The organism is Allobosea lathyri, assembly GCF_900108245.1.
GTDB lineage: Bacteria > Pseudomonadota > Alphaproteobacteria > Rhizobiales > Beijerinckiaceae > Allobosea > Allobosea lathyri.
This window is the reverse complement of the sequence record NZ_FNUY01000001.1, coordinates 401,978-427,554: the sequence shown is the minus strand read 5'-3', so window position 1 is coordinate 427,554 and position 25,577 is coordinate 401,978. Positions and strand designations below refer to the sequence as shown.

23 protein-coding genes and 1 tRNA gene are annotated in these 25,577 nt (G+C 64.8%); 8 read left to right on the top strand and 16 right to left on the bottom strand.

Annotated elements, in window-relative coordinates:
* Positions 1-244: 244 nt before the first annotated feature.
* The 6 genes from C4S73_RS01945 to C4S73_RS01920 form a co-directional block, all read right to left on the bottom strand.
* Complete coding sequence (locus C4S73_RS01945) at positions 245-1,162, bottom strand: (2Fe-2S)-binding protein (RefSeq protein WP_103870762.1); 918 nt, start codon at positions 1,160-1,162, stop codon at positions 245-247.
* A 28-nt stretch (positions 1,163-1,190) separates the two neighbouring features.
* Positions 1,191-1,466 (bottom strand): hypothetical protein, encoded by a 276-nt coding sequence (locus C4S73_RS01940; protein WP_146071246.1) that lies wholly within the window; start codon positions 1,464-1,466, stop codon positions 1,191-1,193.
* A gap of 144 nt (positions 1,467-1,610) precedes the next feature.
* Positions 1,611-2,093 (bottom strand): hypothetical protein, encoded by a 483-nt coding sequence (locus C4S73_RS01935; protein ID WP_146071245.1) that lies wholly within the window; start codon positions 2,091-2,093, stop codon positions 1,611-1,613.
* 360 nt (positions 2,094-2,453) lie between these two features.
* On the bottom strand, positions 2,454-3,953 hold the full coding sequence (locus C4S73_RS01930; RefSeq protein WP_103870759.1) for a tripartite tricarboxylate transporter permease: 1,500 nt from the start codon (positions 3,951-3,953) through the stop codon (positions 2,454-2,456).
* Positions 3,954-3,965: 12 nt separating this feature from the next.
* Complete coding sequence (locus C4S73_RS01925) at positions 3,966-4,430, bottom strand: tripartite tricarboxylate transporter TctB family protein (RefSeq protein ID WP_103871246.1); 465 nt, start codon at positions 4,428-4,430, stop codon at positions 3,966-3,968.
* 13 nt (positions 4,431-4,443) lie between these two features.
* On the bottom strand, positions 4,444-5,439 hold the full coding sequence (locus C4S73_RS01920) for a Bug family tripartite tricarboxylate transporter substrate binding protein (RefSeq protein ID WP_244595397.1): 996 nt from the start codon (positions 5,437-5,439) through the stop codon (positions 4,444-4,446).
* Between the two features lie 235 nt (positions 5,440-5,674).
* Between C4S73_RS01920 and C4S73_RS01915 the strand changes: the two genes are divergently transcribed.
* The 4 genes from C4S73_RS01915 to C4S73_RS01900 all read left to right on the top strand — a co-directional run bounded on the left by C4S73_RS01915 (position 5,675) and on the right by C4S73_RS01900 (position 9,959).
* Positions 5,675-6,667, top strand: coding sequence for a Bug family tripartite tricarboxylate transporter substrate binding protein (locus C4S73_RS01915; protein ID WP_160115645.1), 993 nt, complete (start codon positions 5,675-5,677; stop codon positions 6,665-6,667).
* A 50-nt stretch (positions 6,668-6,717) separates the two neighbouring features.
* Positions 6,718-7,683, top strand: a complete 966-nt coding sequence (locus tag C4S73_RS01910; protein WP_103870756.1) for a LysR family transcriptional regulator — start codon at positions 6,718-6,720, stop codon at positions 7,681-7,683.
* A 37-nt stretch (positions 7,684-7,720) separates the two neighbouring features.
* Positions 7,721-8,671 (top strand): 5-dehydro-4-deoxyglucarate dehydratase, encoded by a 951-nt coding sequence (kdgD, locus tag C4S73_RS01905; protein WP_103871245.1) that lies wholly within the window; start codon positions 7,721-7,723, stop codon positions 8,669-8,671.
* Between the two features lie 205 nt (positions 8,672-8,876).
* Positions 8,877-9,959: a lactonase family protein gene (locus C4S73_RS01900; protein WP_244595396.1), complete on the top strand. Its 1,083-nt coding sequence runs from the start codon at positions 8,877-8,879 to the stop codon at positions 9,957-9,959.
* 151 nt (positions 9,960-10,110) lie between these two features.
* On the opposite strand, the gene C4S73_RS01895 is transcribed toward C4S73_RS01900, so the two are convergent.
* The 5 genes from C4S73_RS01895 to C4S73_RS01865 form a co-directional block, all read right to left on the bottom strand.
* Entirely contained in the window at positions 10,111-11,145 is a 1,035-nt protein-coding gene (locus C4S73_RS01895) for an autotransporter family protein (RefSeq protein WP_103870755.1), read from the bottom strand.
* An 825-nt stretch (positions 11,146-11,970) separates the two neighbouring features.
* A tRNA-Thr gene (locus tag C4S73_RS01880) sits at positions 11,971-12,046 on the bottom strand.
* A 189-nt stretch (positions 12,047-12,235) separates the two neighbouring features.
* On the bottom strand, positions 12,236-13,183 hold the full coding sequence (locus tag C4S73_RS01875) for a prephenate/arogenate dehydrogenase family protein (protein ID WP_103870752.1): 948 nt from the start codon (positions 13,181-13,183) through the stop codon (positions 12,236-12,238).
* Positions 13,180-14,286 (bottom strand): histidinol-phosphate transaminase, encoded by a 1,107-nt coding sequence (hisC, locus tag C4S73_RS01870; RefSeq protein ID WP_103871243.1) that lies wholly within the window; start codon positions 14,284-14,286, stop codon positions 13,180-13,182. The genes C4S73_RS01875 and hisC overlap by 4 nt, the downstream gene beginning before the upstream one ends.
* Before the next feature lie 161 nt (positions 14,287-14,447).
* On the bottom strand, positions 14,448-15,284 hold the full coding sequence (locus C4S73_RS01865) for a chorismate mutase (RefSeq protein WP_103870751.1): 837 nt from the start codon (positions 15,282-15,284) through the stop codon (positions 14,448-14,450).
* A gap of 311 nt (positions 15,285-15,595) precedes the next feature.
* Here C4S73_RS01865 and metX point away from each other — a divergent pair, with 311 nt between their 5' ends.
* Together metX and metW are read left to right on the top strand one after the other, a co-directional pair.
* Positions 15,596-16,765 carry a homoserine O-acetyltransferase MetX gene (metX, locus tag C4S73_RS01860; RefSeq protein WP_103871242.1) on the top strand — a complete coding sequence of 390 codons (1,170 nt, stop codon included), beginning with the start codon at positions 15,596-15,598 and terminating at the stop codon, positions 16,763-16,765.
* A gap of 160 nt (positions 16,766-16,925) precedes the next feature.
* Positions 16,926-17,549, top strand: coding sequence for a methionine biosynthesis protein MetW (metW, locus tag C4S73_RS01855; protein ID WP_103871241.1), 624 nt, complete (start codon positions 16,926-16,928; stop codon positions 17,547-17,549).
* 156 nt (positions 17,550-17,705) lie between these two features.
* Here the strand turns inward: metW and clpB are convergent, their stop codons facing one another.
* Positions 17,706-20,327 carry an ATP-dependent chaperone ClpB gene (clpB, locus tag C4S73_RS01850; protein WP_103870750.1) on the bottom strand — a complete coding sequence of 874 codons (2,622 nt, stop codon included), beginning with the start codon at positions 20,325-20,327 and terminating at the stop codon, positions 17,706-17,708.
* A gap of 178 nt (positions 20,328-20,505) precedes the next feature.
* Between clpB and C4S73_RS01845 the strand changes: the two genes are divergently transcribed.
* Both C4S73_RS01845 and C4S73_RS01840 read left to right on the top strand, forming a co-directional pair.
* Complete coding sequence (locus tag C4S73_RS01845; protein ID WP_103870749.1) at positions 20,506-20,823, top strand: DUF2293 domain-containing protein; 318 nt, start codon at positions 20,506-20,508, stop codon at positions 20,821-20,823.
* Between the two features lie 83 nt (positions 20,824-20,906).
* A complete protein-coding gene (locus C4S73_RS01840; RefSeq protein WP_244595395.1) occupies positions 20,907-21,692 on the top strand; it encodes an MOSC domain-containing protein in 786 nt (261 codons plus the stop codon).
* 77 nt (positions 21,693-21,769) lie between these two features.
* Here C4S73_RS01840 and C4S73_RS01835 read toward each other — a convergent pair whose 3' ends face one another.
* The 4 genes from C4S73_RS01835 to prfA form a co-directional block, all read right to left on the bottom strand.
* The gene (locus tag C4S73_RS01835; protein ID WP_160115644.1) at positions 21,770-22,843 is read right to left on the bottom strand and encodes a DUF4167 domain-containing protein; all 1,074 of its coding nucleotides are present in this window, start codon (positions 22,841-22,843) and stop codon (positions 21,770-21,772) included.
* 390 nt (positions 22,844-23,233) lie between these two features.
* Entirely contained in the window at positions 23,234-24,037 is an 804-nt protein-coding gene (gene prmC, locus C4S73_RS28540; RefSeq protein ID WP_244595394.1) for a peptide chain release factor N(5)-glutamine methyltransferase, read from the bottom strand.
* 125 nt (positions 24,038-24,162) lie between these two features.
* Positions 24,163-24,411, bottom strand: a complete 249-nt coding sequence (locus tag C4S73_RS28535; RefSeq protein ID WP_244595393.1) for a hypothetical protein — start codon at positions 24,409-24,411, stop codon at positions 24,163-24,165.
* Between the two features lie 69 nt (positions 24,412-24,480).
* A complete protein-coding gene (gene prfA, locus C4S73_RS01825; RefSeq protein ID WP_103870745.1) occupies positions 24,481-25,566 on the bottom strand; it encodes a peptide chain release factor 1 in 1,086 nt (361 codons plus the stop codon).
* Positions 25,567-25,577 lie beyond the last annotated feature (11 nt).

Here is a 25,577-nt window from a genome sequence, read left to right as displayed (position 1 = left end):
GCCGGCCAGGAAAGCGAAACGTCGACGCCTTCCGGCGCTTCCCGAGATTGCGTTGTCAGATACCGTCGCAGCCATCGAAACCCCCGTCCATGCGGCGTTCAAGGTGCCGCACTTCGTCCTCGACGCGGATTCTGTTCATCCGCTCCCTGGGGTGACGATTGGCGCCAGGGCTTTGGGACTCTGCCCGGCAGAATTTATTCCGCGGCCGTCTTCTCGGCGCCCCATGCGGCTGGCACGGCTGGACTCACGCGATCTCGGCGCCGGTCAGACCGAGATGACGGCGCATGGCCTGCCGCAAATCATCGTCGCGCTGCCGCGGATCCTTCAGCACGCAGGTCGAGCAATACTCTCCGCCCTCCACCGTATAGAAGCGGCAGCAGCCCCCGCGCCCACGAAACGTGTGGGAAAACGGTTGCCCTGCCCGATCGCAGACAGACAAATCGAAATAGTGAAGCTGACGGTTGTTCAGCGGCGATCCCGGTCGCTTGAGAACGGCCATGGCCGAGGCCTTCGCAGCCTCCAGGCAGCCGAGCCGGCGGCCCGCCTCGATAAACCATCCCGCGAGCGCATCGGCGACCAGTCGCCAGAAGGCATTGCGAGAGAGCTTCGTTCTCGCATGGAGTTGCTCGATCAGCGGCTCGAAATGGGCCTTTACCGCAGTGCAAAACGCGTCTGCGATCTGGTTGTGAGTCATCGGGCCCCGCCCATCCGGATGCGCGGCGTGGTCCTTTCGGCTGGTGCAGAAGCCGCCCGACAGATAGCGAACATGAGCGCGTCGGACTTCGTGCGTGTGACCGTCATGTTCGTCTTGGGTCGTGTGGAATTGAAGAGCGAAGCGGGACGGGGAAAGATCCGGAAGGATGGCGAAGCCGAGGAAGGCGGGCACCGTGGCGAGCGCGAAGACGTATGCATAATCCGTCATCATCAAGGAACCGCACGCCTTTCGGTCGGTCCCCGCGTTGAATGAGCCTTCGTAGTCGAGGAATTCCTCGATCACCGTATCATTGGCGAAGAATGCTTCGGCGGTTGTCCAACCGGGCTCCATCCCGCCAAGCTCGACCCTGATTTCCGGCCAGAATGCCGCTTGAGAGGCCAAGGCAGAGCGCAGCGGCGAAACTTGCGTCCTCGGATCCGATAACCCGTCTTTCACCGCCGTCCTCATGTCCTTCGTGCTTCGCGGATCGAAGTCTTCATGGATATGACGAATGGGACGCGGGGTTTGGGATGCCGATATGGTGCGCGTCTAGCATCATAATGAGCTTGGCGAGGCTGAACCGCACCAGCCTGGCAATGGCCGCGAAAGTTGAGAGGGCGAGATCAGCTTCGCGGTCGCCGCAGAACAGGCTGTAAGGCAGACTATTGCTGGCATTCCACAGCTTCAGAAACTGGCGTGCAAAAGGACCATACTCGTGAGCCCGGTGAATGTCCGCTTCCGGGCGATGACCCCGGTTCTGCAATTGGCGCATCTTAACTCGGCGAACGACCGGCGGCTCTGGCCCTTAGGGGACACACATAGCGTCTGCTTTCGGGTGAAGCCCGAACCCTGCGGGCTTCCTGGCGTCGCAGCCGGTGAAGAGCCCGCGCCGGGACGCTCCGCCGACTGCATTTGCTTACGCTGGCGGCATGCGGCGGCTCGAAGCATCGAGCCGCCGCATGGATGGTGAGGCCATTTGCCGTCGTGGCGGCGGCGAACTGCGCGCCCGTCTGTTCCGTGACAGTGAAGATGCCGATGCCGCTGATGCCCGACGTGGTGATGCCCCCCGCGTGAGATTGACGATGCCGCCGTCATCGGCGACGACGCCCATGGCGCGCAGGCCCGAGGTCGACAGGATCGTGCCGTCCGAAGTGAGCACGCCGCCGGGGTTGCGGGCGGCGAAGGCGCGAGGCCGGGCTCCCGCCCGGACCTCGTTGCCCGAGGTCGTCACGCTGCCTCCGTTGAAGGTGATCCGGCCATCGAGATCCGCAATCACGCCCATGGCGTTATCGGTGCCGCTCGTCGTGACAATGACGCCAGTCGCGTTGACACTCCCACCGCCAGAGGCCGCGATGCCGGGGCTGTCGCGTCCAACGGTCGCGATGGATCCGCGATTCAAGGTCGCGGTCGAGCCGCCGAGCACCCGCATCCCATAGCTGATGGAAGTGACCAGCCCCGTACCCTGTGGGGTCGCGTCAGTCAGCGTCAGGGACGATCCTTTCGAACCGGTTACCGTTTGGACGCGTCATGCCACCAGCGAAGCAATACCCAATTATCAACTTGAGGACGTGCTGAACGCGCTTCAGGAGCATGGTGCGGCTGTTGATTGGGATGAAGCATGAGTTGCTGGCTGCTGAAGGAGCCGCCAATCGACCCACAGAATGCCCGCTTCCAGGCAAGGGCCAACGTCCGGAATCGGCGCGAGTTCGCAACTGATCCGGTGAATTTCTATGGAATCGGATCTGCGGATTTCTTCCGCCTACTCTGCCAGAGCAGCCTTCCGATTTCGCAGGATCGTAGGTGAAAGCATGGCGAGCAGGAGCATGGCGACCACGGCCAGCAGCACCGCGCTGATCGGTCTAGCCAGGAAGACCGAGAAATCGCCGTCCGACAGCAGCATGGCGCGGCGGAAATTCTCCTCGAGCTGCGGCCCGAGCACGAGGCCGAGGAGCAAGGGCGCCGGTTCGACGCCGATCTTGATGAAGAAGTAGCCGATCCCCGCGCAGCCGAGCATCAGCCAGACATTGAACAGGCTGTTGGCAATGCCATAGGTGCCGATGCAGCAGAACAGCACGATCGCCGGGAAGAGCAGGCGATAGGGGATCTTCAGCATCGAGACCCAGAGCCCGATCAGCGGCAGGTTGATCACCAATAGCATCAGGTTGCCGACCCACATCGAGGCGATCACGCCCCAGACCAGCTTCGGCTGTTCGGTCATGATCTGGGGCCCGGGCTGGATGCCCTGCATCATCAGCGCGCCGATCATCAGGGCCATCAGCGCGTTGGCGGGAATGCCCAGCGTCAGCAGCGGAATGAAGCTCGTCTGCGCGCCAGCATTATTGGCGGCCTCCGGGCCGGCAACGCCCTCGATCGCGCCCTTGCCGAAGCGGGAGGGATCCTTCGCCAGCTTCTTTTCCAGCGCATAGGAGGAGAAGGGCGGAAGCGCCGCGCCACCGCCGGGCAGCACGCCCAGCACCGAACCGAGCGCCGTCCCGCGCACCATCGCCGGAAAGGCGGCCCGCAGATCGGCGCGGCTCGGGATCAGGTCGCGGACCTTCTGGCTGACGACACGGCGTTCGGCCGGCCGCTCGAGATTGGCGATGATTTCGCCGAGGCCAAACAGGCCCATCGCGATCGGCACGAAGTCGAGCCCGTCGGACAGTTCGGCGATGCCGAAGGTCATCCGTGCCGCGCCGGAGCTGACATCGATGCCGACGAGGCCGAGCAACAGACCGAGCAGCACCATCGCCAGCGACTTCGCGACCGAGCCATGCGCCAGCACGACGGCCGCGATCAGGCCGAGCACGAGCAGACTGAAATACTCGACCGCGGTGAATTTGAGCGCGAGCACCGAGAGCGGCACGCTCAAAAGCGCGATGACGACGGTCGCCATCGTCCCGGCGAAGAAGGAGGCGATTGCGGCGATGGCGAGCGCCGTGCCGGCTTTGCCCTGCTTGGCCATCTCGTGACCGTCGATGCAGGTCACGACCGAGGACGTCTCGCCGGGGACATTGACAAGGATGGCCGTGGTCGAGCCACCATATTGCGCGCCATAGAAAATGCCGGCGAGCATGATCATGGCGCCGGCCGGGTTCAGTCCGAAGGTGAAGGGCAGCAGCAGCGCCACCGTCGGGATCGGCCCGATGCCCGGCAGCACGCCGATGGCCGTGCCGATCAGCACGCCGAGCAGGCAAAGCCCGAGATTGTTGAGTTCGAGGGCGGTCGAGAGCCCCAGCAGCAGATTGTCGAACAGGTCCATGGCGGACAGCTTTCAGCGCGGCCAGACGGGCACCGGCAAAGCCAGAACCTTGATGAAGAGAAGCACGGCCGCGCCCGAGAGCAGCAGCGCGAACGGGACCGTTTCGCGCAGGCGCCCTTCGCGGGTGGCGAAGCTCGCGACGATGACGGTGACGACAGAGGCGATGGCGAGCCCCAGCTTTTCCGCCGTCAGTGCGAAGATGCCGACCGCGCCGAGCACCGCGAGCAGCGGCCGCAATTGCACGGGCTCGATCGACAGGGCTGTCTGCGCCAAACCTGCGCGCCAGAGGCTGCGCGCGCAGAAGAACAGGCCGAAGGCGAGCAGGCCCAGCGAGACGACACGCGGCATGTAGCCGGCCCCCATATCGGCGGCATGGCCGACATTGAGGTTGCGCGTCGCGACCAGCGCGCCTGCCGCGACGGCGACGAGGAACAGGCCAAACAGGAGATCCCGCCAGTCGATCCGCGAACGGGTCATCGGGTTGCTCACCTTAGCTACCCTTGATGCCGGCTTCCTTGATGATGCCGCCCCAGCGCGTGGTGGCGTCCTTCAGCCAGGTGGAGAATTCCGCCGGAGTCCCAGTGCGGACGACGCCGCCCTGCTCGGCGATCTTGGCCTTGATGTCGGGCGTCTCCAGGATCTTGCCGATCTCGGCATTGAGGCGCGCGACCATGGCAGGCGGTGTGCCGGCGCGGGTCAGGATGCCCTGCCAGGTCCCCGCGTCGCCGCCGGGCAATCCGGCTTCCTTGAAGGTCGGCAGCCCCGCGACGCGCTCCTCCCCCGTGACGGCAAGTCCGACGAGCTGCTTGTTGGAGACGAAGGGCAGCGTCGCGGTCGAGCCGTTGATGATGACCCCGCTCTCGCCCGAGACGACCGCCCGCGAAGCCGCCGCGCCGCCCTTATAGGGCACGTTCTTCCAGGTGATGCCGAGTTCCTTGGCCATTTGCACGGCCGTGATGTGGTTGGCAGCGCCGACGCCGGAGTTGGCGATCGCCAGCTTGTTGGGATTGGCCTTGGCGTAGGCGATCAGCTCCTGCGCCGTCTTGGCCGGGACGGATTCGTGCACGGCCAGCACATAGGGGCCGAACATCACCATCGAGACCGGCGCGAGATCCTTGGCCGGATCATAGGTCAGGTCCGAGAACAGGCTGGGCGCGGTTGCCAGCGAGCCGACATCCATCAGCAGCAAGGTGTGGCCATCCGCCGGTGCCTTGGCGACGGCGTCCGCACCGAGATTGCCGGCAGCGCCCGGCTTGTTCTCGATCACGACGGGCTGGCCGATCGCAGCCGAGAGCTTGGGGCCGATCAGGCGGGCGAGGATGTCGGAGGTGCCACCCGGTGCGAACGGCACGACGAGCCGTACGGGGCGCTCGAAATTCTGGGCCGTGGCCGGCTGGGTGGCGAGCGTAGCGCCGGCGAGCATCGCGAGGGCGGCACCCTTTAGAGCGCCTGCGGAAAGACGAAACGGGAATCGGGATGGGGTCATCATGTCCTCCTGTGGGGGTGCGGACCGGCCCGCTGGCCGAGGTCGCAGACAGTCTTGGAGCTGTCTTGTCCATCGCAGGATAGGTCAGGCACGATGCGCCAGTGAGTTAGATTGGCAATGGAACCATACCTTTTTTGAATTGCACGATAGCGCCAAGGGGCTTGCCGGGAACCGGCCCGCGCCTAGTCTGAAGCTCAGACGGCAAAAGCCGCGACATGATCCTGGGAGGGAAACGATGAGCCGATCGATCACGCGCCGTGCTGCACTCAGCCTCGCCGGAGGTGCGCTCGCCGCGCCGCTGGTTTCGCGCAGTGGTTTCGGCCAGACCTATCCGGTCAAGCCGGTGACGGTCATCATCCCCTTCGGCGCGGGTGGCACGACCGACCTCGTCGGCCGCATCATTTGCGAGAAGCTGACGCAGAAGATGGGCAAGGCCTTCATCATCGAGAATCGCGCCGGGGCCGGCGGCAATACGGGGGTGGCCGCGCTCTCCCATGCCGCGCCCGACGGCTACACCATCGGCATGACCACGCCATCGACGCACGGGATCAATCCTAATCTCTACAAGGAGAAGCTGCCATTCAAGCCGTTCGAGGATTTCGAGTTCCTCTCGCTGGCCTCGTCGCAGCCGAATTTCCTCTGCGTGCATCCGTCGATCCCGGCGCAGAACGTCACTGAATTCATCGCCTATCTGAAGGCCAATCCGGGCAAGGAGAATTTCGGCTCGTCGGGCATCGGCACCTCGATCCATCTCTCCGGCGAGCTGTTCATGCAGCTCGCCGGCGTGAAGATGCAGCACGTCACCTATCGTTCCTCGGGTGCGCTGGTGCAGGATCTGATCGCGGGCAACGTCAAGGTCTCCTTCGACAACTTCACCTCGCCGTATCCGCACTACAAGGCCGGCACGCTGCGTGGGCTCGCGGTCACCTCGACGGAGCGGGCCAAGATAGCGCCGGAGGTGCCCGCGCTCGCCGAGACGCTGCCTGGGTTCGACATCAGCTCCTGGAACGGTTTCCTGGCCCCCAGAGGCACGCCGAAGGAGATCTGCGACAGGCTCACCGGCGCGATGCAGGCCGTGTTGAAGGACCCGACTGTGGTCGCGCGCTTCGAGGAACTCGGCGCCGCGACGACCCCATCGACCGGGGAGGAGGCGAAGGCGAAGGCGCAGACCGAGATCGCCAAGTTCAAGAGCATCATCGACAAGGCTGGCATCACGATCCAGAACTGAGGTCCCGCCCGACAGGATCGGTGCAAGGGCGGCGTGAGGGAAGGCCGGGGATGTTCGAGCTGAGCCAGCTACGCTGCTTCGTCGCCGTCGCGGAGGAGCTGCATTTCGGCCGGGCGGCGCTGCGTCTCAACATGACGCAGCCGCCCCTTAGCCGGCAGATCCAGATCCTCGAGCGGGTGCTCGACGTCGTGCTGCTGGAGCGCAGCAACCGGACCGTCAAACTGACGCCCGCCGGCCAGAGTTTCCTGGCCGAGGCGCGCCGCCTGCTCAAGCTTGCCGAGAGTGCTGCGCTGCTGGCCAAGCGCGTCGCCAACGGCAAGGCGGGGTCGATCAATATCGGCTTCACCGCGACATCGGCCTATTCCTATGTGCCGGAGCTGGTCGCGGCCTGCCGCCGCGAGATGCCCGATGTCGAGATTTCCCTGAAGGAGATGGTCAGCGGCGACCAGCTCAAGCGGCTGGATTCAGGCGAGATCGACATCGGCCTGCTGCGGCCGCCGATTCCGCGCACCGGACTGAGCGCCTTTCGCGTCACGGCCGAGCCATTGATCGCGGCGGTGAACGCCGGCCACGCGCTGGCGCGTTCCACGACGATTGCGATCGAGGACCTCGCGGCTGAGCCCTTCATCATGTACGCGCCCTATGAGGCCCGCTATTTCCACGATCTGCTGGTCGAGCTGTTTTCGCGTGCCGGTCTCGTGCCGAACTATGTCCAGCACCTCGCCCAGATCCACTCGATCCTGGCGATGGTCCATTCCGGCGTCGGTGTCGCGCTGGTGCCGGAAGCCGCGATGAACCTGCATTTCAGCGGCGTTGCCCTGCGCCCGGTCGACTTGCCGCGGCAGCGTCCCGCCGAGCTCTTCTTCGTCAGCCGCGAGGACAACGACAACCCGCTTCTGCCGATCGTCGCCGCACTCGCAAAACGCGTGGCGCAGGACCCGGTGAAAATCCGGCAGAGCGATCCAATGAATGGATCGCCCGATACAGTGTTTGGTCACTTTCGGCATCGTTCTTGATCTAATCCTGCGGCAGAATTCAGCGAAGGAGCCGATCATGAGCAAGATGACCCCGCAGGAGATGGCACGGCATATCGGCAACGGCCTGCTGTCCTTCCCCGTCACGCCCTTCACGACCGGCAACGCCTTCGACGAGGCGCGCTACCGCTCCAATCTCGACTGGCTCTGCGGCTACGAGGTCGCCGGCCTCTTCGCCGCCGGCGGTACGGGCGAGTTCTTCTCGCTCTCGCCGGCCGAGGTCGTGAAGGTGGTGGCGACGGCTGTGGCGGAGACGAGGGGTCGCGTACCGGTCCTCGCAGGCGTCGGCTACGGCACACAGATCGCGACGGAACTTGCGGCCGGCGTCGAGCAGGCCGGCGCCGACGGCATCCTGCTGCTGCCGCCCTATCTGGTCTTCTCCGAGCAGGAGGGGCTCGCCGCCCATATCGAGGCGGTCTGCAAGGCGACCAAGCTCGGCGTCATCGTCTACAACCGCGACAACGCCATCATCACCGAGGAGACGCTGGCCAAGCTCTGCGAGCGCAATCCCAACCTCGTCGGCTACAAGGACGGCATCGGCGACATCGAGCTGATGACGCGCATCCATCTGCGCATGGGCGATCGCCTGACCTATATCGGCGGCCTGCCGACGGCTGAGACCTTTGCGCTGCCCTATCTCGAAATGGGCGTGACCACCTATTCCTCGGCGGTGTTCAACTTCGTCCCGCAGTTTTCGACGAAGTTCTACGCCGCCGTGCGCCGCCGCGACCGCGACATGGTGCAGGCCGGCCTGCGCGACTTCATCCTGCCGCTGATCGCGATCCGCAACCGTAAGCGCGGTTATGCCGTCTCGATCATCAAGGCCGGCATGAAGGTGATCGGGCGCGATTCCGGCCCGGTGCGGACCCCGCTGACAGATCTCACCGAGAGCGAGATCGCCGAACTGGCCGCCCTCGTCGCAAAGCTCGACAAGAGCGAGTTCGCGACGCGCGAGCGCGCCGCCGCCTGAGCCTCACTTCCGCGAAGTCCCCGACGCTGCCGCACCCTATCGGTGTGGCAGCGTTTTCGTTTGCCGGCGCAATCCGTTCCACGATGCGTCGATTGGATCGGTCGATACGCCCTTTGAGCTATCCGTGGTCGATCCGGCCCCGAATAATCCTCCCTCAAGGTCACGCGCCAGCCATGGCGGACGAAAGACCATCAGGGGGAACACCATGCCGAGGAAGAACACTGGCGCGGCGACGCTGCTTGCGCTCATCATGGGCGCCATGCCCGCAACCGCGAAGACCATCGTCTATGTCTCGAATGCCGACAGCCGCGAGATCAGCGTGCTGGAACTGGATGCATCGTCACGCCAGTTGAAGCCGGTCGAGACGGTCGCCGTGAGCGGCACCGCGATGCCGATGGCGATCTCGCCGGACCGCCATCATCTCTATGTCTCGCTGCGCTCGCAGCCCTTCTCGGTCAGCTCCTTCGCCATCGATCAGCAAAGCGGCAAGCTCGACCTGCTCTCGACCGTGCCGCTGCCGGACAACATGGCCTATGTCGCGACCGACCGGACCGGCCGCTTCCTGCTCAGCGCCTCCTATACCGGCCACAAGATCGCGATCAATCCGATCGGCCCGCAGGGTTTCGTGCAAGGCGAGCCGGTTCAGGTGCTGGAGACGCGCAAGCACGCCCACGCGATCCTGACGGATCGCTCGAACCGGCATCTCTTCGCCAGCAATCTCGGCGGCGACATCCTGCTGCAATACCGCTTCGACGCCGCGACTGGGAAGGTTGCGCCCAACGAGCCAGCCTTCATCGAAACCAAGGCCGGAGCCGGGCCCCGCCACTTCGTCTTCCACCCGAACGACCGGTTTCTCTATCTGGTCAACGAACTCGACGGCACGCTCGACAGCCACCGTTTCGATCCGGCCAAGGGAACGCTCTCACTGCTCGGCAGTGTGAGCATCGTGCCGCCAGGTTTCAGCGGCGGCGCGCCGGCCAGCGCCGAAATCCGCATATCGCCGGATGGGCGCTTCCTCTATGCGTCGGAGCGCACTTCGAACACGATCGCCGCCTTCAAGGTCGACGGCGAGACGGGCGCCCTGACGCCCGCGGGCAATTTCGCAACGGAAACCCAGCCGCGCGGCTTCAACATCGATCCGCGCGGTCGCTTCCTCGTCGCGGTCGGCCAGAAGTCGAATTCGGCGACGCTCTACGCCATCGACCCGGAAACTGGCGCGCTGAAGGAACTCCAGCGGATCGGGCTTGGCAAGAATCCGAACTGGATTGAGATTATTGATCTGCCGTGAAGTCGATCCCTATCACAACAGCCACGATTTTGGCCCCACGCACGTCCGCTTCCGGGGCGCGCTCCAATGACTGATTGTGGCGCATTCCGACCTGTGTACGTTCTCAGTCTCGGACGGCCACTTTGGGCCGAACGAGACATTGGTTGATTTCTTACCAACCGACGCGCAGGCCGGCCCGCCCGGTGACGCTATGGCTGTCGGCGAAATGGGCCAGGCTGGTCTGGGCCTCGACCTCGCCATAGAGCGCATAGCGGCCCCATTCGTATTTGGCGCCGAGGCCGAGCCCGCCCCAGAGCCGTTCTCCGCGGCTGGTCAAGGGCGTGCCGGCGACCGTTGCCGTCGTCCCGCCGAGGAATTCGTAGTGCAGGTTGGCGATGCCGTAGAGCGAGGCGTTGACTTGTTGCCCCGCATTGTCGCGCCAGCTCTGCCGATAGTCAGCGGACAGGCCGAGCCGTCCGCGCAGGCTGTCGCCGTCACCCAGGGCGACACGGGCGCCGAACGGGTCGATGAAGCGGTCGGCATCGACATGTGAATAGGTCAGCTGCGCCTGCGGCGTCAGAGACCATGCGCCTGACAGCGCGAAGCGCTGCCCCAATTCGAGCCCCAGCGCGTAGCCGAAGCCGGCCTTGCCCTTGGCGAGCTGACGCCCGGCCGTTGTTGAGGACAGATCGCTATCAAACCAGCTGAGCTTGGTCTGTGCGTCGGCATAGAAGCCCGACGCACCATACCATGTCAGCGCCCCGCCGAAGCCGCTGCCCGCGGCCTTGATCTTGCCACGCCCGAAGACCGAGGAGATATCGGCCAGCGCTTCGCCATGATGCAGCGAGACACCCCCGACCAGCGTGCCGGCATCGCTCGCGAAGACCTGCCCGTCGGCGCCTGCCTGCAGGCGCCAGCTATCGATCATGTAGCTCTTGCCGGTCGTCGAGAAGTTCGGCGTGACGCGGCTATGAGCTCCATCGATGCGAGCCCAGATGGCACGGCCCGCCGCGTTCGACGTGTGGTCTGTCCGGCCTTCGAAGCGCTCGCCGACGCGCTGACGCAGGGTCTGCAGCTCGTTCAGGCTCTGCAGAACCTGGCCATAGGCCTCGTAGACAGGCGCTCCGGGCTGGTAGATCGGGCCCAGGACAGTCGGGCCTGTCGACGGCGCTTGATCTTGTCTTCCTTCTCGCGATGGGCGGCCCATGCATACACGTCGTCATCTGTCAGGGACCGCGCGTCCCTCCCCTTCACGAACTCCGCGAACGACGCCAGTTTCCGGCCGTAACCCCGCAGGGTGACATCAGCCAGCCGCCCCTTCTTCGCCTCCTCGAAACGCCTGAAAAGTTCCGTGGTTGTGAGAAGCTCGACCTCTTCAGGGCCCCTCGGGGTCTCGACAATCTCCCCCTCTTGCCTCGCCACGGCCCCTTTCGTCGCCAGCCGGTATTCCTTCAGGAACCGCAGGGAGAGCTTCCGATACTGCGGCGAGCCGGAATCGACCTCGAAACCGAAAGCGCGAATGAAGTCGCCAATCTCTGGCTGAAGGAGCGCGGCATTGCCACGAGCGACATCGTAGCCGCTGACAGCGTCCGCGCCTTGGAGCGTCTCGCCGTGTTTCCGAAACCCACTGTCGGACAGGCCATCACTGCGCAGGTCCTCATCCTCCTGAAGGAGATGGGCGTGCCAGAGACGAGCCAGCCGATCGGTATGGAAGTCCGTCAGCTCTGAGATAACAGGGAATGCCTTGCGCTGACGGATCGCTTCAGTGCGCCCCTCCGTGGCTGCCAGCAGATCCCGAACTGTTCCCGAGCTTCTCCTTCAGAGAGCTTCGCGGGCCAGATGGGTTTCTCTTCTCGCTTGCCGAATTCGACCCGGCAGTCCGTAGGAATCACCTTACGGGCTCGCCAGTTTCCGGTCTTGGGGTCTCGTTCTAGCTTCGCCATTCGCAAGGCCATGTGTACCGCCCTTTTGTACCAAGGAGCGGCTTCAGGTCGAAATTAGCGAGTAAAATCGACAACCTCAACAGGTTGGATGGTGCCGCAAGAGGGATTCGAACCCCCGACCCCCTCATTACGAATGAGGTGCTCTACCAGCTGAGCTATTGCGGCGACGGGTGGGGCTGTACCAGCATGGCCGATTCTTGGCAAGGCGAGGCTGGAGCAGGATGCGAAAAAGTCGGAACCGGCTTTTCACAAAAATCCTGGCCTCAACGCTCAGATTGAGAGACGGTGCCGGCTTTTCGGCGATTTCGCTCGAAATCGCCGGGCCCAACTCCGCGGCTCACTACTTCCCGCCGCTCAGTCCTTGCGCAATTTTTCCGTCTCGGGCTTTTCCTGGCCGAGCGCGACGATGCCGCGGCGGATGGCGCGGGTGCGGGTGAAGTGCTTGTGCAGCGTCTCGCCGTCGCCGTAGCGTATCGCTCGCGTCAGCACCGAAAGGTCCTCGCTGAAACGGCCGAGCATCTCCAGCACCGCATCCTTGTTGTGCAGGAAGACATCGCGCCACATCGTCGGGTCGGAGGCAGCGATGCGGGTGAAGTCGCGAAAACCGCCCGCGGAAAACTTGATCACCTCGGACTGCGTCACGGCCGCCAGATCCTCGGCGGTGCCGACGATGTTGTAGGCGATCAGATGCGGCAGATGGCTGGTGACGGCAAGCACGAGATCATGGTGCGGGGCGGTCATGATCTCGACGATCGCGCCCATCCCCTCCCAGAGTTGCCGCGTCCGCGCGATCGCGGCCTCGTCGGTGCCCTCAGGCGGCGTCAGGATGCACCAGCGGTTGAGGAACAGGCTCGGGAAGCCGGCATCGGGGCCGGAGTTCTCGGTGCCGGCGACCGGATGGGCCGGCACGAAATGCACGCCCTCGGGCAGATGCGGCGCGACAGCCTCGACGACCGCATTCTTGACCGAGCCGACATCGGACATGATCGCGCCGGGCTTCAGCTCAGACGCGATCTCGGCTGCGACCGCGCCACAGGCTCCGACGGGCACGCAGAGAATGATATGGTCGGCATCGCGGACGGCATCGCGCGCCGTCTCCGCGATCTCGTGACCGAGGCCGAGCTCGCGAGCGCGGGCACGCACCGCCTCGTCCCGGTCGAACAGCACGATACGGCCCGCAAGGTTGAGGTCCTTGGCGGCATGCGCGATCGACGAGCCGATCAGGCCGATGCCGATGATCGCGAGGCGCGCGAAGATCGGTTCGGCGCGACGCGGTGCAAAGCTCTCGGCTGGCGTTGTCATGCCTTGCCCGCGAGGAATTCGGCGAGCGCGGCGACGACGAGGCGGTTTGCCTCCTCGGAACCGATCGTCAGGCGCAGGCAGTCAGGCAGCCCGTAGGCGCCGACAGCGCGCAGGATCAGCCCACGCTGCGTCAGGAACGCATCGGCCTGCTTCGCCGACTTGTCCGACGTCTGCGGGAAGTGGATCAGGATGAAGTTTCCGACCGAGGGCGTGACGGTGAGGCCGAGCTTCCCCAGCTCCGCCGTCGTCCAGGCCAGCCATTTGTCATTGTGCTCGATAGCGGCCGCGACATGGGCCTCGTCGGCGATCGCCGCCGTGCCGGCCTCGATGGCGGCGCCGTTGACGTTGAAGGGCCCGCGGATGCGTTCCAGCGCGTCGACGATATGGGCCGGCCCGTAGAGCCAGCCCAGGCGCAGATTGGCGAGGCCGTAGATCTTCGAGAAGGTCCGCGTCATCACGACGTTCTCGCTCTCGGCGACGAGTTCGAGCCCCGAGGCATAGTCGTTGCGACGGACATATTCGGCATAGGCTGCATCGAGAACCAGCAACACGTTCGACGGCAGGCCGGCCTGCAGCCGCTTGACCTCGTCGAAGGGCAGATAGGTGCCGGTCGGGTTGTTGGGGTTCGCGAGGAAGACGATTTTCGTCCTAGCAGTCACCGCGGCAAGGATGGCATCGACATCGGCCGTGAAGTTCTTCTCCTTGACGACGACGGGCTTGCCGCCGGCAGCGAGGATCGCGATGCGATAGACGAGGAAGCCGTGCTCGGTGAAAACACCCTCATCGCCATCGCCGAGATAGGCCTTGGTGATGAGCTGGAGCAATTCGTCCGAGCCGGTGCCGCAGAGAATGCGGCTGGCGTCGAGACCATAGCGACCAGCGATCGCCTCGCGCAGCTTGGTGGCAGAGCCGTCGGGGTAGAGTTCGAGCTTGCCGGAAAGCGCGCCATAGGCGGCGACCGCCTTCGGGCTCGGCCCCAGCGGTGTCTCGTTGGAGGAGAGCTTATGCAGCTTCACGCCGGCAGGCGCGGCCGATTTTCCGGGAACATAGGCCTCGATATCGAGGACGCCGGGACGGGGCACGGGGCGGGAAGCAGTGGCCATGGCAGTCGCGCTTTCAGTTTCGTTTGCCTCGCCGTCGTCCTGGGCGACCAAAGGTCGACCCGGGATCCATCGGAGGGCTCGGCACTCTACGATGGATCCCGGATCTCCGCTTCGCTGCGTCCGGGATGACGAGGAGGTTCAGGAGGGCATCATGGATCAGTTCACGAACGGGCGGATTTGACGGCGAAGCGGGCGGCGTGGCTGCCGATCTCGGAGAAGTCGCTGAGCCCTGCCGGCTCCAGCGCCTTGCGGATGACGCTGTGGTCGACCTCTCCGGACGCGGCGACCAGCAGCGAGAGATGCGAGCCATCGGCGGCGCTGGCGGAGACTTCGGCCAGATGCTGCGCGAGGCCGGAGCGCAAGGCTTCCGACCAGCGCTCGACGCGCGCGGCATAAAGCACGATCTCGCGGACGGCGGCGTCGGCCAGCGGCTTGGCTATGCAATAGACCGGAGTTCCCGCCGGATGGTCGGGCCGCTCGATGAAGGGCAGGCGCGCGATGATCTTGGGCCGCTCAACGCCAATCAGGTCGCGCCACCAGATGCCGGCGCTGGCGCCCTGATCCATGCGGAAAATGCCGAGATCACCCGCCGAATCCGCCACGGCCCGGATCACGGCGCGCGCATCCTCATGTGTGACGAAGGGGACTGTGAAGCCGAAATGGAAGCGGGCGGAATCGCGCATCGCCGCGTCGCCGCCCGAAACATCGGCATGAACCGAATAATTCGCCTGCACGAAGGTGAAGGTCGCGATGATGATGCGCCAGATGCCCTCGATCGTGTCGAGCGGCAGGAGGCCTTTATGGCGCAGGGCCAAGCGCTTCATCATATCGGCCTCGCGGCCCGGCCGGAAGGCCGAGCCCGACACTTGCGTCTTCTTCACCGCGATCAGCGTTTCGATGATCGAGGACCGCTCCATCAGCAGCGCGTGCATCTCGCTGTCGATGCGATCGATTTCGCTGCGGAGATCGGCAAGGGTGGTCGGAGCGGCTTCGGTCATGATGGAGACGGATCTTTGGCCAAACTTGCATCAGCCCTCATCCTGAGGAGCAGCCGAAAGGCTGCGTCTCGAAGGATGCTCCAGGAGGTTCTCGAACCCGCTGGATCATCCTTCGAGACGCCGCGTTCCGCGGCTACCTCAGGATGAGGGCTTAGGGAGTCGTCAAGTTTCTTAGCGCTCCCTTCGGCCCTTGGCAAAGCCGTCTCGCGCATCCGCGCGTTGACAGCGCGCTTGCGTCACGGCATCGCTAGAGTTCGATCTTTCGAACAAGCCGACCGGCAAGACAAATCATCCTGTCAAAGCGGACGATGATGAGCGATTTTAGCCACAGCCTTGCAGACCCGCTGAAAGAGGCCAACGAGCCCTCCAGCCCGGTGGCGCGCTTTGGTCCGGCGACACCGCTGCTGATGGATTGCGGCGTGTCGCTCGGCCATTGGCAGATCGCCTACCAGACTTATGGCGAATTGAATGCGTCCCGGTCGAACGCCGTGCTGGTCTGCCATGCGCTGACGGGCGACCAGCATGTCGCCAGCCGCAACCCCGTGACCGGCAAGGGCGGCTGGTGGACGGCGATGATCGGGCCGGGCAAGCCGATCGACACCGAGCGCTTCTTCGTGATCTGCGCGAATGTCGTGGGCGGCTGCACCGGCACGACGGGACCGGCCTCGACCAATCCCGAGACGGGCCAGCCCTGGGGGCTCGCCTTTCCGATGGTGACGATCCGCGACATGGTGCGGGCGCAGGCCGCGCTGGTCGACTCGCTCGGCATCGAGACGCTGTTTTGCGTTGCCGGCGGCTCCATGGGCGGGATGCAGGTGCTGCAATGGGCGGCCAGCTATCCCGAACGCGTGTTCTCGGCCTTGCCGCTGGCGACCGCGGCCAAGCATTCGGCCCAGAACATCGCCTTTCACGAGGTCGGCCGGCAGGCTGTGATGGCCGATCCAGACTGGCGCGGCGGACGCTATCTCGAAGAGGGCACGCGACCGTCCAAAGGGCTTTCCGTCGCGCGCATGGGCGCGCACATCACCTATCTCTCGGAACCGGCGCTGCACCGGAAATTCGGTCGTAAGCTGCAGGACCGGGAAGCGCCGACCTTCTCCTTTGATGCGGATTTCCAGGTCGAGAGCTATCTGCGCCATCAGGGCGTCAGCTTCGTCGAGCGCTTCGACGCCAATTCCTATCTCTATGTCACGCGCGCGATGGACTATTTCGACCTCGCCGACGACCATGGCGGCGTGCTGGCAAAGGCCTTCGCGGGCACGAAGACGCGCTTCTGCGTGGCGTCCTTCACCTCGGACTGGCTGTTTCCGACCGCGGATTCGCGCGCCATCGTGCATGCTCTGAACGCAGCCGGCGCTTCCGTCTCCTTCGTCGAGCTCGAAAGCGACAAGGGCCACGATGCCTTCTTGCTGGAAGAGCCCAATCTGTTCGCCACGACGCGCGGCTTCATCGGCGCAGCGGCACGGGCGCGGGGGATTTGATGAGGAACCTCTCCTGTCATTCCGGGGCGACCCGAAGGGTCGAACCCGGAACCCACGACCAGGCGAGCCCTATCAAACAGGCGTTTTCCCGTGCGGAGCCCCGTCGTGGGTTCCGGGTTCTTCGCTGCGCGAAGCCCCGGAATGACAAGGTTTGCATATCATGGCCCTGATCGAACTCCAGACCAACCGCATCGACCTGAAGCTCGTCGCCGAGATGGTAACGCCGGGCTCGCGCGTGCTCGATGTCGGCTGCGGCGACGGCGCCCTGCTCGCGCTCCTGTCCGAGACGCGCGGCGTCGATGCGCGCGGCATCGAATTGTCGCGCGAGGGCGTTGCAGGCTGCGTCGCGCGGGGACTGTCGGTGATCCAGGGCGACGCCGACACCGACCTCGCTGATTATCCGGACGATTCCTTCGACTATGTCATCCTGTCCCAGACGATCCAGGCGACGCGCAATCCCCGCCTCGTGCTGGAGCACATGCTGCGGATCGGCCGGCGCGCCATCATCTCCTTCCCGAATTTCGGGCATTGGCGCATGCGCACGCAGGTGTTCTTCAAGGGCCGCATGCCGGTGACGGACTCCCTGCCCTATGCCTGGTGGGACACGCCCAACATCCATTTCTGCACGATCCGGGACTTCGTCGTGCTCTGCGACACGGTCGGCGCGGTCAAGGAGCGGGCGGTCGCGCTCGACGCCGCCGGCGGCCGGGTCGGCGTCAGCGCGCCCTGGTGGTTCTGGAACCTGTTTGGCGCGCAGGCGGTGTTCTTGCTGAAGCGGGGTTAGTTCCTTCTCCCCTCGGGGGAGAAGGTGGCATGGCGAAGCCATGACGGATGAGGGCAGCGCCTCGACGGGAAACCAGAAAGGGCCGCTTGCGCGGCCCTTCCCTCATCCGTCTGCTGCGCAGACACCTTCTCCCCCGAGGGGAGAAGGTTGCGGGCGTCAGTTCAGCGCTACGCCAGCCGGGCGCTTCTCCTTCACCGCTGCGACATCGCCCAGCATCAGGCTGGTCGGGCCGACCGTGACCGGCACGGTCTCGCCGTCATGGACCTTGCCGGAGAGCAGCAGCTCGGCCAGCGGGTCCTGCACCGACTTCTGGATGACGCGCTTTAGCGGGCGCGCGCCATAGGCCGGGTCGTAGCCCTTGTCGGCGAGCCACTGGCGGGCCTCGTCAGACAGCTCCAGCACGATCTTGCGATCGGTCAGAAGCGTGGCGAGGCGTGCCATCTGGATGTCGACAATTGCGCCCATATCCTCCCGCCGCAGGCGGTGGAACAGGATGATGTCGTCGATGCGGTTCAGGAATTCCGGCCGGAAAGCCTGCCTGACCACGCCCATGACCTCGTCGCGCACCTCGTCGGAATCCTGGCCGTCGGGCTGGTTCACCAGATATTCCGAACCGAGGTTCGAGGTCATGATGATCAGCACATTGCGGAAGTCGACCGTGCGGCCCTGCCCGTCCGTGAGACGCCCGTCGTCGAGCACCTGCAGGAGCACGTTGAAGACGTCGGGATGGGCCTTCTCGACCTCGTCGAACAGCACGACCTGATAGGGTCTGCGCCGCACGGCCTCGGTCAGCGCCCCGCCCTCTTCATAGCCGACATAGCCGGGAGGCGCGCCGATCAGCCGGGCGACCGAGTGCTTCTCCATATATTCCGACATGTCCATGCGGACCATCGCGGTGTCGTCGTCGAAGAGGAACGACGCCAGTGCCTTGGTCAGCTCGGTTTTGCCGACGCCGGTGGGGCCGAGGAACATGAAGGAACCGAGCGGCCGGTTGGGGTCCTGCAGGCCGGCGCGGGCACGCCGCACCGCCGTCGAGACAGCCTCGACCGCCTCGCGCTGCCCGACGACGCGGGCGGCCAGAACCTCCTCCATGCGGAGCAGCTTTTCCTTCTCGCCCTGGAGCATCCGATCGACCGGGACGCCGGTCCAGCGGCTGACGATCTGGGCGACATGGTCGGCCGTGACGGCCTCCTCGACCATGCCCGAACTTTCGCCGATGGCCTCGATCTCGGCCAGCGTCTTCTCGAGCTGCGGGATCTCGCCATAGGCAAGCTCGCCGGCGCGCTGATACTCGCCCTTGCGCTGCGCCTGGGCGAGTTCGTTACGGGCGTTGTCGAGCTTCGTCTTGATCTCGGCGGCGGCGCCAAGCTTGTCCTTCTCCGCCTTCCAGCGCGCGGTGATGGTGGCCGAACGTGTCTCCAGATCGGCAAGCTCCGATTCGAGCCGCTTCAACCGCTCCTGCGAGCCGGCATCGCTCTCCTTCTTGAGAGCCTCCTGCTCGATGCGCAGGCGGACGATCTCGCGATCGATCGAATCGAGTTCCTCGGGCTTGGAATCGACCTGCATCCGGAGCCGCGCCGAGGCCTCGTCCATCAGGTCGATCGCCTTGTCGGGCAGGAAGCGGTCGGTGATGTAGCGGTTGGACAGTGTCGTCGCCGCGACCAGCGCCGAATCCGTGATCCGGACGCGATGGTGCTGCTCGTACTTCTCCTTCAGGCCGCGCAGGATCGAGATCGTATCCTCGACTGAGGGCTCGTCGACGAAGACGGGCTGGAAACGCCGGGCGAGAGCTGCGTCCTTCTCGACATATTTGCGGTACTCGTCGAGCGTGGTCGCGCCGATGCAATGCAGTTCGCCGCGCGCAAGCGCCGGCTTGAGCAGGTTGGATGCGTCCATCGCGCCATCGGTCTTGCCGGCGCCGACAAGCGTGTGCATCTCGTCGATGAACAGGATGACGCCGCCCTCGGCAGAGGACACCTCGTTCAGCACCGCCTTCAGCCGCTCCTCGAACTCGCCGCGATATTTCGCGCCAGCGATGAGCGAGCCCATGTCGAGCGCCAGCAGCTCCTTGTCCTTCAGGCTCTCGGGCACATCGCCATTGACGATGCGCAGCGCCAGCCCTTCGGCGATCGCGGTCTTGCCGACGCCGGGCTCGCCAATCAGGACGGGGTTGTTCTTGGTACGGCGCGACAGCACCTGGATGGTGCGGCGAATCTCCTCGTCGCGGCCGATCACCGGATCGAGCTTGCCCTCGCGCGCCGCGGCTGTGAGGTCGCGGGCATATTTCTTCAGGGCATCATAGGACTGCTCGGCCGAAGCGGAGTCCGCGGTGCGGCCCTTGCGGATCGCCTCGATGGCCGTGTTAAGGCCCTGAGGAGTCACGCCAGCGCGATTGAGCGCCTTGCCGGCCTCGGTGTCCTTCTCGATCGCCAGCGCAAGCAGCAGCCGCTCGACCGTGACGAAGCTGTCGCCGGCCTTGTCGGCCGCCTTCTCGGCGGTATCGAAGACGCGAGCAAGGCCCGGCGTCAGGTTGAGGCCGCCGGCACCGCCGCCGCTGACCTTGGGCAGCTTGGCAAGCGCCGCATCCGTCAGCTGCAAGGCGAGCTTCGACTGGCCGCCCGAACGGTCGATCAGACCGGCCGCCATGCCTTCATTGTCGTCGAGCAGCGCCTTCAGCAGATGCTCGGGTGTGAATTGCTGATGCCCTTCACGCAGCGCGATGGTCTGCGCGGCCTGCAAGAATCCCTTGGACCTGTCGGTGTATTTTTCGATGTTCATTCTCTCACTCCGCCCGCCGGCGCGCCCCGTAGCGACGCAGTCCGGCTGCCTTTCATCAGGATAGGGCTCCCAGACGGGCCGCCCTTCGCTGCTAGAGATAGGTGTGGCATCCGCGCAACGGAAGGGGTCGCCGCAAGGATGGTTGACGTGGATCAAACGGCCGGCAAAGCCTGAGCGCATGGCCGGCACCAAACGCCAACAAGCGATTCGCCGAGCGCTCCGTGCGCTTGCACCTGGCATTCCGCTGGTGGATGCCGAGGCGGTGCTGACATTGGCCGAGCGTCGGCACATGAAAGAGCTTCCGCCCTCGACCGCGCTGTGGCTGTCGCTCGGCAGCCATATCCGCCATGTCCACACCGACTACGAAAGGCTGCTGGCGGAAGGCTATGAGCGCGACGCCGCCCGTTTCTTCGTGGCCGACGAGACCGACGCTGTCCTGACCGGCTGGGGCTGCCAGCGCTCGGTAAGCGATGGCGAGGACACCGAGGCTATCTGATCGGACCGATGCAAGGATTTGATCGGTCAAATGGCGGCCGAACCGCTATCTTCGCCACAAGCTGACTGGCTAGGGACCTCTTCATGCGCATCGCTTCGCTTTACCGCTATCCCGTGAAGGGTCTCACGCCGGAGCGATTGCCACGGGCCGCGCTCGAAGAGGGGCGCTATTTTCCGGGCGACCGCCTGTTTGCCATCGAGAACGGGCCATCGGGTTTCGACCCGGCCGAGCCGGTGCATCAGCCCAAGATCAAATATCTGATGCTGATGCGCAACGAGGCGCTGGCCCGGCTGCGCACCCGCTATGACGATGCCAGCGGCGATCTCGTCATCGCCCATGAAGGAAGCGAGGCCCTGCGCGCCAGCACAGCGACAGAGGCAGGGCGGGAGCAGATCTCGCGCTTCTTCGAAGGGTTCATGCCGGACGAACTGCGCGGAAAACCACAGCTGCTGCGCGCGCCGGACAGCTATCGCTTCACCGATTCCCGCTCAGGCTTCGTCTCGATCATCAATCTCGCCAGCGTCGCGGCGCTTGGAGAGCGGATCGGCGCGCCTGTCGACCCCCTGCGATTTCGCGGGAACATCATGGTCGAGGACATCGCGCCATGGGCGGAGAATGAGCTCGTCGGCAGCGAGCTCGCGACACCATCTGGCCTGCGTCTACGCGTGATCAAGCGCATCGAGCGCTGTGCGGCGACCAATGTCGATCCGCAGACCGGCGCCCGCGACATGCAGATCCCCAAGGCCCTGATGCAGGGCTATGGCCATGTCGATTGCGGGATCTACTGCCGGATCCTCGCGAGCGGCACGCTCTCCGAAGGCGAAAGCCTTGAGAGCGTCGAGGTCCCCGCACCGCTGGGCGTCGCATAGCCCAAGAAAGTCGCATAGCCCAAGAAAAAGGGGCCCGGCGGGCCCCTTTTTGTCTATGTCGCGTGTGGCGCCAGCTTTCACTCGCTGACGTTGTCCGTCTCCGAACCCAGCGCATCCATAACCTCGCGCGGCGAGCGGCGGCGACGCGGACGCTTGGGCGCGGCTTCGGCAGACACCGCCTCGGTCGGCTCGGAAGCGGCAACCGGCTCTGGCGCCGCCTCTTCGGCAACCGCAATCGGAACGCGCACAGGCGTCGTCAGGAACGATGGCAGCGCCGAGGCGACGTCATCAGTAGGCTCGGCATCGACTTCACGCTCGCGGCGAGGGCGACGTTCGGCACGCTCCGGACGCGGAGCACGCTCGGGACGCTGGAAGCTGCGCTCGGGCTGATTCTGCTCGGGAGCGGCCTCAGGCTGCTCGTTTGCGACCGGGATATCCGAACGCGGCGCATCGGGGCGCGGCGCATAACCGCCGGGAGCGTTCTGGCCGCCTTCGGGCCGATCGAAACGACGCTCGCCACGATCGGGACGGTCATTGCGGTCGAAGCGGCGATTGCCGTTGCGATCGTTATTGAACCGATCCTGACCATTGCGGTCCGGCCCATTACGATCCTGGGCGTTCCGATCCTGGGCATTCCGATCGTTATTGTTGCGCGGACGATCGAAGCGTTGGTTGTTGTTCTGCTGTCCGTCGCCGGATTCGCCGTCCTGACGCTGACCGCCACCGGCATTGTAGCCGTTGCCGTTCACGCCGCCATTGTTGGCGGGGCGCATGTCGGGCTGGGGACCGGTGCCGGGCTGCATCGGCAGGCCGTCCTCGTCGCCCTCTTCCTCGCTCTCTTCGCCGTCATCGTTGAAGGCTCGGTTCGGCGGGAAGCTGTGACCGAATTGCTGAGACATCTGCTCCTGCGCAGCGAGCAGGATGCGATAATAATGCTCCGCGTGCTGAAAGTAATTCTCAGCCGCCACGGGATCGCTCGAGGACTGCGCATCACGCGCAAGCTGCAAGTATTTTTCTGCAACATGCTGCGCCGTGCCGCGAACTTTTACGTCCGGCCCGTTCGACTCATAGCTCCGCTGTAGCGGATTCGGTGCCTTGCGGTTGCCGTTGTTATTGCTACTGCTGTTATTATTGTTGTTACGGCCGCGCATACGCCGGTTCTGACCTGGTCTCATTCGCGTCTGTCTCGCGCTCTGTGCTCAAAGCAACCGTGGCATCATCATGCGCGTTTCGATGCACAGCGGGTTGCGACGCTGCATCGGACTGAGTTGACCTGAAGGGGCGATACGCCGTCTCTGGTCTTCACGCGCTCTTTTCCAAAAGGGGCTTCAAACCCCATGAGCCGATTGGCGCCTCGGCGCCGTCGGTGTCCAATCTGGTTTCGTCAGTTCCGTCAATCTACGGACAAGTCCGGAGGCAACGCCTAGTTACTGAGGGGGTTGCCCAAGGCTCGGCGCTGACGGCACCAGCTTCGGCTGAGAAGTTGCATAGCGGCTTTCCGGCCAGGTTCCAAGCAAAATCGCACAAAACCCCGCTTATCTTTAATCTCGGGCGAAGATCAGGGCTCGCGGATGGCCGCCAAGATCGTAACGCGGCCCCTGGAATGCAAGGCCCCCGCCGCTCATCAGCGAAACGACGTCGCCTTCCTGCCCGGCCCCTATCTCCAGAATCACAACACCGCGAGGCGCCAGCAAACGCGGGAGCTGCTCTGCAAAAATACGGTACGGATCGAGCCCATCGCGGCCGCCATCAAGCGCAAGACGCGGATCATGATCGCGCACCTCGACCGAAAGTCCCGCAATATCGCCTGCAGGAATATAGGGCGGGTTGGAGACGATGAGATCGAATCGGCCCTCCAGCCCCTCGACCCAATCGCCCTGACGGAACCGGACCCGATCCGCTACGCCATTGGCGGCAGCGTTCAACGCCGCAGTCGCGCAGGCTCCTTCGGAAAGATCGATCCCAAGTCCGGTGGCGTTCCTGCATTCGCTCAGGATCGAAATCAGCAGGCACCCCGTCCCCGTGCCCAGGTCGAGCACCGACAAAGGGTCCTGACGGCGGGTGCCGAGCATTTCGAGAGCAGCCTCGACCAGCGTCTCGCTATCGGGACGGGGCTCGAGCGTCGCCGCAGACAGCTTGAAAGTGAGGCCCCAGAATTCGCGCTCGCCCAGGATGCGCCAGACCGGCTCGCCTGCGAGGCGGCGCTCGGCGAAGCCCTCCAATCTGGCAAGGGTCGCCGCATCCAGCGTGTCGAGAAGGTCCGCATCCGGATATGCCGCTCCAAGGGCACCCTCCACGAGAAGGCGTGCATCAAGAGCCGCGGTTTGCCCGCCAGCCTCGCGCAAGCGCGCCGCAAGGAGACGCCGCGCTTCGACTATCGTCGGCGCGGCGTCGCTTGCTTCTCGATCTCTTTGGTCAGGACTACCGGCGATAATCCGCCTCCCCGCTGAATCCGAGGTGTCCGCCCGGTCTAGTTGCCCTGCATCTTCCCGTCGATGCAGGAATTCATCTTCGTGCGAAGGGCCGACTTGCTTTCGCGCGAGCCCTGCATCTCCGTCTGACAGGCGCGACGCGCCTGCGACTGGGTCATCGCCTTCTGCAACGGCGCCGCCTGGCCCGACGTGATGCGACGCATCGTCTGCTCCTGGGCCTGGGACGCGCTGCCCAACGCCAAGGTCATCATGCTGGCCATCGCGATGCTGGAAACGAGCTTGATCATGGGAGGCTCCCGCCGTGTTGGATGTCGATGCGAGATGAACTCCCGTGGAAGCAATTGGTTTCATTGCAGCTACGCAACGCCTTCAGCGGCCAGCAGCTTGGCCTGGTGCTCGGCCGTCAGCGCATCGATGATCTCATCGAGCACCATCCCCTGCATCATCTCGTCGAGCTTGTAGAGCGTCAGGTTGATGCGATGGTCGGTGACGCGGCCCTGCGGAAAATTATAAGTGCGGATGCGCTCCGAGCGATCGCCGGAGCCGACCTGCGCACGCCTGTCGGCAGAGCGTTCGGCATCGACCCGGCTGCGTTCCATGTCGTAGAGGCGTGCGCGCAGCAGATCGTAGGCGCGGGCCTTGTTCTTGTGCTGCGAGCGTTCGTCCTGCACGACGACCGCGATTCCCGTCGGCAAATGGGTCAGGCGGACCGCCGATTCCGTCTTGTTGACGTGCTGGCCGCCGGCGCCGCCAGCGCGCATCGTGTCGATGCGGATCTCGGAATCGTTCAGGACGATATCGACATCGCCGGCCAGCGGCAGCATCGCAACCGTGGCGGCCGAGGTGTGGATGCGGCCGCTGGTTTCCGTATCGGGCACGCGCTGGACGCGGTGGACGCCGGATTCGAACTTCAGCCGGGCATAGACGCCCTTGCCGGATATCTCGGCGATAACCTCCTTGAAGCCGCCCATCGTGCCTTCGCTCTCCGACATGATATCGACGCTCCAGCCCTTCTGGGCGGCGTGACGCTGATACATGCGCAGCAGGTCGCCGGCGAAAAGCGAGGCCTCGTCGCCGCCCGTGCCGGCCCGGATTTCGAGGATGACGCCGCGCTCGTCGGCGGCATCCTTGGGCAGCAGCGCGATCAGGATCTCGCGGGCACGCTCCTCGATCTCGATGCGGGCGGCATCGCGCTCCTCATAAGCGAGATCGCGGAATTCGGTATCGGTGAACGGGTCCTCGATCAGCGCCTCGGCCTCGGCCAGTGTCGACAGGGCCCGACGCCATGCAGCGATCGCGGTGACAACTGGCTCAAGCTCCGACAATTCCTTGGCAAGCTCGACCGTGCGGGTCGCTTCAGCCGAGCGGTTGATCTCGTCGGTAGCGGCGGCGTGGCGCGCCACGATGCCGTCGAGACGATCTTGCGGAAGCTGAAGGGACATAAAGGAACTCG